Raw genomic sequence first — 12,374 nt, 5'->3', positions numbered from 1 at the left:
CTAAAGTGCTATTTTTTCTATTTTAGCATGGATTATGATTTAGATCGTAGCCCTGAAGGGCTTACTACGTTTTACCAAATTAAGGTTAAATCTAAGATAAATCCGGGGAGAACATTTTCCCCGGATAAGGTGGTGGGATTTTCCAGAATTTCTACTTCTTGATCGGGACGATAAATTTCAACTCGTTGGTTTTTCGGATCAATTAACCAGCCTAATTTTGCCCCATTTTCTTGATATTCTTTCATTTTATTTTGTAAGGGTTTTAAAGCATCACTCGCTGACCGTAATTCTACGACAAAATCAGGAGCTATGGGGAGAAATTTTTCCTGTTGTTGGGGGGTTAAATTATCCCAGCGATCGCGTTTAATCCAAGACGCATCAGGAGAGCGATCGGCACCATTAGGAAGTTTAAATCCGGTCGAAGAATCAAACGCTTCACCGAGATTAGTTTTACTACTCCAAATTTCGAGTTGAGTCGCTATTTTAATACTGCGTCTCCCTGTATTTCCTCCCGTTGGTGACATAATCGTTAAAACTCCTGATGCAGTCCGTTCAAATTTTAAATCTCGATTGTTTTGACATAACTCAAAAAACTGATCATCGGTTAAATCAATCGTTAATTGCAGAGGAGTTGATAAATTAATTGTGGCAAATTCCATCACCTTTCCCTCATCGAAATTGACTTATTAATTCAAAAGAAACCCGGTTTCGAGGTTTCTAGTTTCTATTTTGCATAACTCTAACAGATTTCTACGATATAGCAATGTACCCAATAGAAAAACTGTTATGAGTCGCACCTATTCCCGTCGTCACTATCAACCCTCACCCCCAGTTGAGAATCTCCCTTGGTGGAAATCCCCCTTAATCTTAGGATCTATTATAGCAGGAATTGGGATCATTGGTAGTACCCTTTGGATTGAATATACCACTCAACGAGTTATCCATATTCGTGCTGATGATAGTTCCGATTCTGCTGAAAAATATAGCCTAGAACGACAACAACATTGCCGCGCCAGTATTCAACAGTATAAACCCGGTGATGTTGCCATTACTACGGCTTTTGCAGACCGTCCAATTACTACTCAAAATATCTCGATTTTCAATAGTTTATCGCTTTTGGGTCAGTGTAATAAAGCTCAACGTCCAATTAAAAACCAACAACCCGGCACTTCGCTCATTTTACTATTAGAAGACGTTAACAGACTCATTAAAAAAGAGCGCGATCGCCAAAATTATAATCCGGTTGTTGTCACCATTACCTTACAGGATACTGAACCAGGGCCGAATCAACCCCCACCGGATGATCAACGCCTTCAAGAATTAGTACATCAAATTACAGCCGATCAAGGAACAATTATGTTGATGGTGGAAAACCCCAATGTTAATCATCAACTGAGAACAGTTCTAACTGAGGAAACCTCCGCCGAAATCTGCTCCTTTGCCGATATTTCAAATTGTGTTAATAAAGCTTTTGAAATCGGACGGAAATTATAAAATTTTATCAGAGTTAAAACCTTTGCATAACGTCCAAAAGCTTTCTCGATAGTAAGGTAGAACAAAATAATTGTTAATCGATCAAACCTAATCGTTAACGCTCTCAAACATTTGCTAGTCATTAAGGAGTATTGATCATGAGTTCTAATTATTCTCATCACCATCAAAAACAGTTTCAAATTGATCAATTAGTTGATAGTTGGCGACATCTTCCCCAAGAAGTTATCGCCCGGTTGCCAAAAGGTTTTCGTGCTAAAATGAGTGAACGACAACAGCGATCGGGTAAATCTCGTGTGGCAGAATCTCGCATTGATGACTTAAAACCTAGTGCTAACCATCAACCCTCCGACTCTGCTAAAAAAGCCACTAAAATTATTGTTGTGATGATTGGTGCATTAACCTTTAGTGCTGGAACCCAAGTATTAACTTCCCGTTTAGGGTCAATGGCGTTACCTGCGGCAATGGCTGGGGGTGCTTTAGCAAGTTTTCTCGTTGATGACCGTGCAACTAAAGTCACAACAAAAGCTCGTTTAGCTCACAGCACAAATCAAGCACTGAGTAGCATTATTAAGCAAAAAGAATCCCAATCTTTTATTAATGAATTAGGAGAATTATACTACAGCAGTCAAACCGCATTAATCCAAGAAATTGAAGGTAAAAATTTAGGTAAACAACTCTGGATTGATGGGGTTTTAGCGGGGTCATTAAGTGCGGCAGAATTCACCGTTAGTTTTTGGATTGTGGCACAATTAGGATTACCCGGAGGATTGTTAATTGAAGGAATTGCTGCTAGTTTACCTGTAACATTAATTTGGATTGCTGCCGCTTTTCAGAGCGATCACTTTGAATTACCGGAAAAATTTGCTGAGTTAATTAACAAATATGAACCTGCTTTATTTCCCCCTTTAGGAATGACAGAAGAAGAATTGCAAGACCTGCTGACGATGGAAATTGCCCAAGAACAACGGATTGATTATTTAGTGAAATTCGTTGCAGAAGGAGATGATAGCGGACGGTTAAAGAACTTACCAATGGCTGAAGCAGATTATGATATTAATCAAATTCGCAAGCGCAAACATCAGTTAGAACAAGAACGAGATCAGGCTGTTGAGCAACGTTTATTTGCTCATCGCGCTGAAGTTGCTAATCTGCCGAATCAATTCCCTATTCCTGAAGTTAATTTGACGGGTTTGAGTCCCCAACAAATTAAGGAAAAGGAGGAAAGAATTAAACAGCAAAAAGCGATTTGGGTACAGCAAAAAACGGCTGATTTAAAAGCCAATTTAGAGCAAGATTTAAAAATAATCGCTCACCGTTTTGAAACCCAGATCAAGCAATGTGAGGAAGACCTGACAGAAGTTCAGAAGCGGTATCATGAGGGATATGATCGCTGGCAAGAAGACGACGAACCGAGAAGCGACATTGCTTAAGAGAATTGAGAGAGCATTAAGCGAGGGGTGCTTTTCTGATATAATTCCAGCATCCCTTTTTTGCTTGACCTTTCAACTATGCACCCATTAGATGAAAAGCTTGAAGAGTTGGTATTAAAAGCGCAGCAATGTCCGCGATGCGCCAGAGAAAGAAGACAAAGAATTGTACAGGAGTTATGGAACACTATGTTACCATCAGGACACCGACCACCACAGCCTACTGATGATGAGGCAAGGCGTAGATTAAAAGGTCTTAGAACATGGGCTCATGGCAGATATGGAAATCAATTAGCAGGTGATTTTAATCAAGATTGGCCTGATGTTTTACAGGAAGCTCAAACAGAAGTTTTAACGAAAATTGATATTTATAAAAAAGGAGTAGATTTTGAGTTATACAATCTCTGGTATGTTTTATCCGAAATTCAATTCTTAAAAACAAACCCAAATTTGCAAAATCAAAAATTTATTCAGCACCGAAAAGAACTTTGTATTCGCTTTAAAAAAGTAAAAATAAAATCTGTCAATTTTTGTGAAGCGTGCTGCAATCAAAAGGTAAACAATAACGCAGATTTGCTGGGAGTCTGGGATACTTGTTATAATGACATACAGCAAGGTTTTCCTGAAGAAGTCGCAAAATTTCGGAATCGTTTTATCCAAAGACGAACAAAAAAGAAAGACGGAATTATTATTAGACCCTATCCGCCGGAAAAAGCCCAACAGCTATCTCAAATTTGTGAAAATTTTTGCAACAGCATTCAAACTAATGAAATAGATTTACAACAAGTCTGGAATACTTTTTGTGAACAAGTTCAGCAGCTTTTTCAACCTCGCTCTTTTTGGAATTGGTTTGAGCGTTATATAAAATTCCGTTTTTTTGATATTATCCGAGAGCGACAAAGGGTAATTTTAAATGACGGTCAAAATCCACCACCAGCACCACCGTTGCCGCCACCGCCACCACCGAACCCCTTACCCCAAATTATTTCTGAAGATCAAGATGGGATTTTTACAAATAAGCATATTAGAAATTTCCCCGAGGAAAATTTTAGAATTATTGCTATTTTAAAAATGGGGGGAGCTACGTTAAAGGATCTTGATGATTATTTTAAGCATCCTATTGACCCTAAAAAAAGCTATGCTCAACAAACGATTAGCCCTTTTTACAGTCGTTGTGTCAAGTATTTTACACCTATTTTCAAAGAATATATTGAGGAGTGTAATACAGAATTTAAACTTGCTTTAGATTCGATGACTGTAGAGCAAATTATCGATGATGAGCAAGGTAAATTCAAAAATGAAAGACTTCGTAAAACAGATATTAATTTTCAGCAAATCATTTTAATGCAACAAGAACGTCCTCGGCCTTGGAGGGATTTAGCACAAGAGTTGAAAATTGATGTTAAAGATCTAATTTATTTTTACCTTGATTGCATCAGTTATTTTCAACTGGCTACCTAAACCCAAGACCCGAACCCGTAAAAGTGAACCAACACCCAATCTATAGATTAATAATCAGGAGTTCAAAGCCATGACTTACGCAAATCGTTCAATGTTTACAGTCCCCCTAACCTCAAAAGCCTATAAGTTAGCTAAGTCGTTTCAAAGTCAATATGAAAATTCGACGAAAGCTGAACAAGTTTATCTGAATACCCTTGCGGTTTATGCCGTAGAAACCTATTGTCAATGTTTAGGAATTGAGACAGATTTAGAAAATTCTGATAGTCTAAATCCTGTAATGCAGTCGTTAATGAATATCGCCGATTTAGAAATAGAAGGAATTGGCAAAATAGAATGTCGTCCTGTGTTACCAGAAGATGAATTTTGTTATATTCCCGTTGACACTTGGGAAAATCGCATCGGTTATATTGTTGTAGAAATTGATGAACCCTCAAGAGAAGCAACCCTATTAGGATTTTACCCTCCGGTTAATGCTTTAGAAATGATGGAAGAAATTTCTCTTGATAGTTTTCTTTCTTTAGAAACATTCATTGATTATCTAAACCGACTCGAATCAGCTTTGGTTTTTTTTCAGAGTGATGATGAGGTCGTGGAGACAGTTAAAACCCGACTTACAGAACAACCTCTAACAGAAATTATTGCTGGACTTGAACAAATTTATCGCATCCGTCCTAAAGAAGAATGGCCCTATGCTGGTGCTGAATTTTTAGCGAATGCAGCACAAGAAGGTATAGCTTGGCGTGGAGGGAACCGAGAAGATAATTCCAATAATGAGGAATGGCAAGAGTTAGCAGAAGAATTAATGAATAAATTAGATGAGATTTGGAAGGATAAAGTTGATATTTTATCAGAAACTAACGTTGTAAATCAGCCCTTACCTCAACCAATGATTAATGCTCAATTTAACACCATTCCCTCACAATTTATTCGGTTAAATGACTGGTTACAACCGAATCAGATTCAACTAAACGGTGATTTTGTGGCTTTAGAAAGCTTCTTAGAAAATTTAGCCGAAAATTTGGTTTTTAGATATGCGACTGCACCCCGTTCTCGCCGTGCAGAAACCGAAGATATATTGGAGAGTATCAGTGGAATTCGACAATTTCAACTGGCAGAATATCCCTTAGCATTGGTTTTAGCATATCAAGTCGAAACGGAGGAACAACGCACAATTATTGCCCGATTATATTCTAATGGGGAAGATGCTTATTTACCTCCTGATCTGAAATTAACCGTTTTAGAGGATACGGAAGTAGTGTTTTTAGAGGCAACTTCTCGCAGTGCTGATAATTGGATTCAATTACAATTTCACGGAGAACCCGGAGAACATTTTAGTATTAAAATAGAACTGGGAGATATCAGCATCATAGAGAATTTTATGATCTGATAACAGGTGTCGGGTGTCGGGTGTCGGGTGTCAGGTGTTAGGTGTTAGGTGTCAGGTGTCAGGTGTCAGGATTAACAAAAACAACTCTTTAACCTGAAACCCGAAACCCGAAACCCGACACCTGCTATAATCGCTTCTTTCAATTTTCTGCATAACTTTCAATTCGGGTAACGATAAATAGGCATCAGACAAAAATACAAGGAGTTTTAATATGGCTGCTTCGGAAATTGTCATGCACCGGATGTTTGTCGAAATCGTTGACCAGTATCACCCCTTTGCTGAGTATATCGGTTATCAAGAAGCTGAAGATGGATTTATTATCTGCTATCGAGGTGCGAATGGGGAACAATATATGGCAATTGATACAGAAGGGAATGTGTTAGGGGATACCACAATGGGAACAACAAGAACAATGGGAATTGTAGCCATCGGTGCCGCTATTCTCGGTGCAATGTTTGGGGGTTCAAATTCATAGCTAAGTCAAGAAACCCGGTTTCTCGCCTACTACTGAGGGGTTCAGAAACCGGGTTTCTCATGTTATCTCTCGACTCCAATCAAAAGTTTTGTAAAGAAACCCGGTTTCTCGGCTTACACCAGATGTCCAATGACTTATCAAGAGATTCTTGATGATTTTCCTTATCTGACTCAAGAGGATATTTTAGCTTGTTTGAGCTATGCAGCAGATCGGGAGAGACAAATATTATTAATTCAGGCATGAAACTACTGTTCAATCATAATCTATCTCCTCGATTGGTTAATCGACTTGTAGATATTTTTCCTGACTTGATGTGATAGAATAGACGCAAATTTGAGGACAACCAAATGAAAGCTGTTGAAGTCACAGGAACCCTGGATGAAAAAGGTCAATTGTCCCTCGATTACCCCATTGAAAAATTTCCCCCTAGTCGCGTGCGAGTGATCGTACTTTTTCCCGAAGTAACTGAGGAAGTTGAAACCGATCCTGATGATACTCCCATTGAAGAAGTAAAAGCCAGTCTCCGGCGAGCATTAAAGCAAGCTAAATCAGGACAACGCATCCCCCTTTCTGAAATGTGGGAGGGAATAGATGTCGAATAACACGCCTTTTGTCCAGATTTATTTAACACCTGAATACAATATGAACTATCACGAACGGATCACGATTAAACCAGGTATGCGAAGTGGTAAACCTTGCATTCGCGGAATGCGGATTACAGTTTACGATGTGTTATCTTATCTGGCATCAGGAATGACTTATCAAGAGATTCTTGATGATTTTCCTTATCTGACTCAAGAGGATATTTTAGCTTGTTTGAGCTATGCAGCAGATCGGGAGAGATAAATATTATTAATTCAGGCATGAAACTACTATTCGATCATAATCTATCTCCTCGATTGGTTAACCGACTTACAGATATTTTTCCAGAATCAAATCACGTTGATAACTTAGGACTGGCGCAAACAGATGATAGTGATGTATGGGTTTATGCACAAAATAATGGTTTTGCGATCGCTACCAAAGATAGCGACTACAATGAGCTTTTGATGTTGCGTGGTTTTCCACCTAAAATCATTTGGATCAGACGCGGAAACTGCTCAACTTCAGAAATTGAAGCGATGCTGAGAACACACATTAATGATATTCAAACATTGTTTGATGATTCATCGTTGGGGATATTAACCCTGTACTGAACTGCTTATTTTATTTACAAATTTATAACTAACTAACAAAGGTTCAGAAACCGGGTTTCTCATGTTATCTCTCGACTCCTATCAAAAGTTTTGTTAAGAAACCCGGTTTCTACGGTTGACAGTTACTAGCCCTTAAGCTCTACTATAGTATCAATCATTATAAGTCTTTTTATTCCTATCACTAATATGCCTCAAGACTTCTCCGGCCAAAATCTCCGAGGACGCAATTTTAAAGATCGTAAAGACCTAGCAGGTGCAGACTTCAGCAATGCAGATATCCGAGGAGCTAATTTTAACAATGCAATTCTGATAGGAGCTAATTTCAACAAAGCTAAAGCGGGAATGCAACGCCGTTGGGCAACTATCTTGGTAATCTTCTCATTATTACTGTCGCTAATAGTAGGATTCTTTTCAGGATGGGGTGCTGGTTTTATCGGACTGTTTTTCGCTCCTGAAATTAATAAGGAATATGCTATCATTTCCGTCACAATAATCTTAATAATACTTGCAGTTTTCTTTATTGTCACTATCCGCCGAGGTCTGGGGGCAGCGGGAGCAGCAGTGGCAGTGGCAGTTGCAATTGCAGGAGCAACGGGAGCAGCAGTTGCAGGAGCAGCGGGAGTGGCAGGGGCAGGGGCATGGGTAGTGGCAGGGGCAGGGGCACTGGCAGACGCATTTGCAGGGGCAATAGCAGTGGCATTGGCAGTGGCAGCGACATGGGGAGGGGCAATAGCAGTGGCATGGGGAGGAGCAATAGCAGTGGCATGGGGAGGGGCAATAGCAGTGGCAGCAGCATTGGTAGCAGCATTGATAGCAGCATTGGTAGAACCATGGACAGTGGCACTGGCTGAGGCAGTGGTAGTGTTGAGTATTTATATTGCTTGGCGTGCCTTAGTTGGAGATGAGAAGCACGATTTTATTCGCAAAATAGCCGTTTTCTTTGCCTCAACAGGTGGCACTAACTTTCGTAATGCCGATTTAACCGATGCCAATTTCACCCAAGCAACCCTCAAAAGCACGAAATTTACGGGGGCAAATCTAACTCGCACTCGCTTTTATGAAGCAAAAGAACTCCACTTAGCCAGAGTCGGTAAATCTATTTTAGATCCGTTACCCATTCGCTCTTTATTGGTTACAAGAAACGGTCACAATAAATCTTATATTAATGCAAATCTTAGAGGTGCAAACCTCATGGGTGCAGACCTGAGTGGGGCTAATTTAAAAGGCGCAAATATTAGTGATGCGACTTTCCAAAGTGCTAATTTAGAAGAAGCTAACTTAACCCTAACTGAAGCCATTAATACCGATTTTACCCGTGCTTTGATGACGGGTGCTTGTATAGAAGCTTGGAATATTGAAAGTAATACTAAATTAGATCATGTTGATTGTCGATATATTTATCTTTTAGAAGATCCCAAACCAGGCACAGAAGATGACCGTGAAGTCCGTCCTAGCAGTGGTGAATTTGCACCCGGAGCATTTACAAAACTCTTCCAAGAAGTTCTAACAACTGTTGACTTTATTTTTGGTAAAGGCGTTGACTGGAAAGCGTTTATTGCTGCCTTCCAAAAAGTGCAAATTGAGAATGAAGACACTGAACTAACGATCCAAAGTATTGAAAATAAAGGGGATGGGGTTGTTGTTGTGCGAGTGAGTGTTCCTCCCGATACGAATAAAGAAAAGATTCATCGAGAATTTACAGAAAACTACGAACTCGCATTAAAGGCAATTGAGGAAAAATATCAAGCTAAACTAGAAAGCAAAGATGAACAAATTACCCTTTATCGTCAACAGTTAGAAGATTCTCGCCAGAGAGAGATTCAGCAGAATTATCAAATGGATAAAATTATTGATATTCTCGCAGCGAAGACAGCCGTTAATGTTCCAGTTAATGAACGTGAGGTAAAAGCGATCGCCCAACACCAAACAGCTATTAATTTAGTGATTCTCACCTTATTAAAGGGCAATTTTGAAACCGGATTTCCTTCGATCATCGTTCAAGTTTGGACAAAAGATGACCAACTGCCAACCCAACATCCAGGGGAGTTAGAACCCCGATTAGATTTACTTAAAGTTTACCACAGTTGGCAATCAAAATACAATGATTTTATCAAACCTTTAATCGCAACCCGAATAGGGAAATCCTCAGCGAGTATTACAAGTGGTTCTAAAGTAGAAATCGATCAATTCGCTGAACAATTAGAAGAACAACTGAATAAATGGTTGAACACTGACCAATTTCTGGCTATTGATAAAATCTTACGCGAAAAATTCCAACGTTCTGATGAAATTCAAGTGATTATTCAATCCGATGATATTAATGTTCGACGACTTCCTTGGCATTTATGGGACTTTTTCAAACCTTATCGGAAAGCGGAAATTGCGTTAAGTTCTCCGTTTTATGACCGACCTGTTAGAACACCTCCCCAAAGAAATCAAATCAGGATTTTATCAATATTAGGGGATGACAAAGGAATTAATCTTGATAAAGATAAAGCTTCTATTGAAAAAACAGGTGCAGAACCCGTCTTTCTCCCTAAACCCAACCGCCAAGAATTAGAGGAACAATTGTGGTGTCAACAAGGTTGGGATATTCTGTGTTTTTCGGGTCATAGTTCGAGTGATATGGATGGCAGTAACGGCTGGTTTTATATTAATGATATCGATAAAATTACAATTGCTGAATTAAAAACCGCTTTAACAACAGCTATTGAAAACGGTTTACAAATTGCCATTTTTAACTCTTGTGATGGTTTAGGATTGGCAAATCAATTAGCAACGTTACATATTCCTCAAATTATTGTCATGCGGGAACCTGTACCTGATGCCGTTGCTCAGGCATTTTTAACGCATTTTATGAATGCTTTTGCTAGTGGGAAATCGTTTTATTTATCAGTACGAGAAGCGCGAGAAAAATTGCAATCTTTAGAACAATATCTTCCCTGTGCATCTTGGTTGCCCATTATTTGTCAAAATCCGGCTGAAATTCCCCCAACATGGGATTCATTACGCCGTGCTTTATCGTAAAGAAGCCAAATTTCTAGCAGTTGTTTCTGAGCAAAAACTGAGAGTTTAGTCAACAAACCCTATTTCTCGCCACTAGGTGCGATCAGTTGTCACAAAAAGCATCAGCCAGAGTCGATTGCTTCTGCATAATCCCGCCTCACTCACCCGATTAACAAACAGAACAAATCACTCAACGGAGTACAGACGATGAAATTGCTTACTCTGCCCTCTGGCTGGTTGCGACCTCAGTTTAGCTTAGAGAAACTTCCGATTGTCCTATTGGTTGGCAGTTCCTTGACCTTGATGGCAACAAATCCCGCCAAAGCCCAACTCAGGCTAGGCAACCCCATGTCTTGCGGACAAGTGCGGATGCACGGCGGGATGGGAGGAGTAGGCTTCAATGGTCAAGTGATGAATATTTGCATCCCCACAAGTACCCTTGAGCGTTCCTTTCAGCCCACCGCCAACCCAGGTGCTGATTTAACCATCCAGCCCACCCGTTGCGGTACAGGGGCTGCAACTGGTGTCATTCCCATCTCCCTTCCCAACGGTAATGGCTTGTTTGCTGAAGGTGGACTCATGCTTGATCAAATGTTCCCGATGAATCAGATGGGTGGAGGCTGCCCACCGATGTCGGTGATTATGCAGCTTGCAGGCGAATGTAGTCGGGGAGATTCGGACTCTTGCGGTGGGTTAAACAGAATTCGCCGTTCGGGTTGCGCGATCTAAAATTTCCTTAATTACAAACAGAACAATTAGACGGGAAGCTTTTGCAAACGACTAATTGTTTCTTCGCTCAAAAAAACTGATAAATTTGCCATTCCTCGCTGACACTATGAAAGGTAAATCATTGATTGTTACATCCGTTTTTTCGGTAGTAACGATCTCGCTGTGTGCTTGCAGTGAGGCTCAAGCCGCGAGGCTCGAACCCATAGTAGCAACTAACTTCCCTCCCCTGCTAGTTCAGAACCGCCCAACTATACCAGAGTCTACAATAGCTTCTGACTCCGAACAGGTAGGCATCCAAGTTTATCAAAGAGCACTTCCAGCCTTTGTTACCATCAATGCAGGCAGCAGTTCAGGGTCGGGAACTATTGTGCGTGCAGACGGCTTAGTTCTCACAAACGAGCACGTTGTTCGAGGGGCAGGGCGGGGAATAGTGATAGTAGTAACAAATAATAGTGATCGCTATCGGGGACGAGTCCTAGCCACCGATGTAGCTAACGATTTAGCCTTGATTCAACTGAAAACAAACAATCGCTTTCCTGTAGTCCCCCTAGCTGATGCTTCCGGGATTCAAGTTGGTCAGCGAGTGTACGCAATTGGCAGTCCCTTTGGATTGTCAGGAACGCTGACAACTGGAATTCTCAGCCGCATTGGGCGCAATGGCGATTTACAGACCGATGCGAATCTCAATCCAGGGAATTCTGGTGGCCCGCTGCTGAATTCTCAAGGACAGTTGATTGGGGTAAATAAAGCAATTCTTAGTCCTGACGGGCGCAGTAATTCCGGGATTGGGTTTGCCACTTCTGCGCCGATAGCGAGGCAGTTTATCCAACAAGTGATTTCAGCAGTTTCTTTGCCACAGTCGGGTTCATCCCCGCGTTTAGGAGTTAATATTGACCGGGAAACTCTGGTGATTGAATCAGTGGAACCGGGTTCTGTAGCTGCCAGGGCGGGGTTGAGACGCGGCGATCGTTTGGTAGCTGTCAACGGTCGTCGATTGCGGGAGATTGACCAGTTGTTGAGGTTTTTAAACAGTCGCCCTACTCCAGCAGTGCTGACAGTGGATCGCAATCGGCAATTAGGGGAGGTTCGCATCAATTTTTAAGGAAAAACTATTTTGTAGGGCTGGCGCGATCGCAACTCCCAGCCCCTCCCATTTTACACAGTTAGTAACGTTTCACAGTCACAACATAAAAATACTG

13 protein-coding genes are annotated in these 12,374 nt (G+C 40.7%); 12 read left to right on the top strand and 1 reads right to left on the bottom strand.

Annotated features, from left to right (window positions below):
- Positions 1-71 precede the first annotated feature (71 nt).
- Positions 72-659, bottom strand: coding sequence for a Uma2 family endonuclease (locus tag NMK36_RS05505; protein ID WP_254173213.1), 588 nt, complete (start codon positions 657-659; stop codon positions 72-74).
- A gap of 127 nt (positions 660-786) precedes the next feature.
- Between NMK36_RS05505 and NMK36_RS05500 the strand changes: the two genes are divergently transcribed.
- The 12 genes from NMK36_RS05500 (at position 787) to NMK36_RS05445 (ending at position 12,277) form a co-directional block, all read left to right on the top strand.
- Complete coding sequence (locus NMK36_RS05500) at positions 787-1,494, top strand: hypothetical protein (protein WP_254173212.1); 708 nt, start codon at positions 787-789, stop codon at positions 1,492-1,494.
- 137 nt (positions 1,495-1,631) lie between these two features.
- Positions 1,632-2,924, top strand: coding sequence for a hypothetical protein (locus NMK36_RS05495; RefSeq protein ID WP_254173211.1), 1,293 nt, complete (start codon positions 1,632-1,634; stop codon positions 2,922-2,924).
- A gap of 78 nt (positions 2,925-3,002) precedes the next feature.
- A complete protein-coding gene (locus NMK36_RS05490; RefSeq protein WP_254173210.1) occupies positions 3,003-4,382 on the top strand; it encodes a hypothetical protein in 1,380 nt (459 codons plus the stop codon).
- A gap of 70 nt (positions 4,383-4,452) precedes the next feature.
- The gene (locus NMK36_RS05485; RefSeq protein WP_254173209.1) at positions 4,453-5,769 is read left to right on the top strand and encodes a DUF1822 family protein; all 1,317 of its coding nucleotides are present in this window, start codon (positions 4,453-4,455) and stop codon (positions 5,767-5,769) included.
- A gap of 211 nt (positions 5,770-5,980) precedes the next feature.
- Positions 5,981-6,244, top strand: coding sequence for a hypothetical protein (locus NMK36_RS05480; RefSeq protein WP_254173208.1), 264 nt, complete (start codon positions 5,981-5,983; stop codon positions 6,242-6,244).
- 129 nt (positions 6,245-6,373) lie between these two features.
- Positions 6,374-6,487, top strand: coding sequence for a DUF433 domain-containing protein (locus NMK36_RS05475; RefSeq protein WP_438822816.1), 114 nt, complete (start codon positions 6,374-6,376; stop codon positions 6,485-6,487).
- Positions 6,488-6,591: 104 nt separating this feature from the next.
- Positions 6,592-6,846: a type II toxin-antitoxin system RelN family antitoxin gene (locus NMK36_RS05470; protein ID WP_254173207.1), complete on the top strand. Its 255-nt coding sequence runs from the start codon at positions 6,592-6,594 to the stop codon at positions 6,844-6,846.
- Between the two features lie 40 nt (positions 6,847-6,886).
- Positions 6,887-7,090: a DUF433 domain-containing protein gene (locus tag NMK36_RS05465; protein WP_254173206.1), complete on the top strand. Its 204-nt coding sequence runs from the start codon at positions 6,887-6,889 to the stop codon at positions 7,088-7,090.
- 17 nt (positions 7,091-7,107) lie between these two features.
- Positions 7,108-7,440, top strand: a complete 333-nt coding sequence (locus NMK36_RS05460) for a DUF5615 family PIN-like protein (RefSeq protein WP_254173205.1) — start codon at positions 7,108-7,110, stop codon at positions 7,438-7,440.
- Positions 7,441-7,626: 186 nt separating this feature from the next.
- The gene (locus NMK36_RS05455) at positions 7,627-10,467 is read left to right on the top strand and encodes a pentapeptide repeat-containing protein (RefSeq protein ID WP_254173204.1); all 2,841 of its coding nucleotides are present in this window, start codon (positions 7,627-7,629) and stop codon (positions 10,465-10,467) included.
- A gap of 186 nt (positions 10,468-10,653) precedes the next feature.
- Positions 10,654-11,175: a hypothetical protein gene (locus NMK36_RS05450; protein ID WP_254173203.1), complete on the top strand. Its 522-nt coding sequence runs from the start codon at positions 10,654-10,656 to the stop codon at positions 11,173-11,175.
- A gap of 106 nt (positions 11,176-11,281) precedes the next feature.
- A complete protein-coding gene (locus NMK36_RS05445; protein ID WP_254173202.1) occupies positions 11,282-12,277 on the top strand; it encodes a S1C family serine protease in 996 nt (331 codons plus the stop codon).
- Positions 12,278-12,374: the final 97 nt, after the last annotated feature.

It is taken from the genome of Planktothrix pseudagardhii, assembly GCF_904830925.1.
Taxonomy (GTDB): Bacteria; Cyanobacteriota; Cyanobacteriia; order Cyanobacteriales; family Microcoleaceae; genus Planktothrix; species Planktothrix tepida.
Note: the sequence above shows the minus strand (reverse complement) of the source record. Positions and strands in the feature narration are given on the sequence as shown.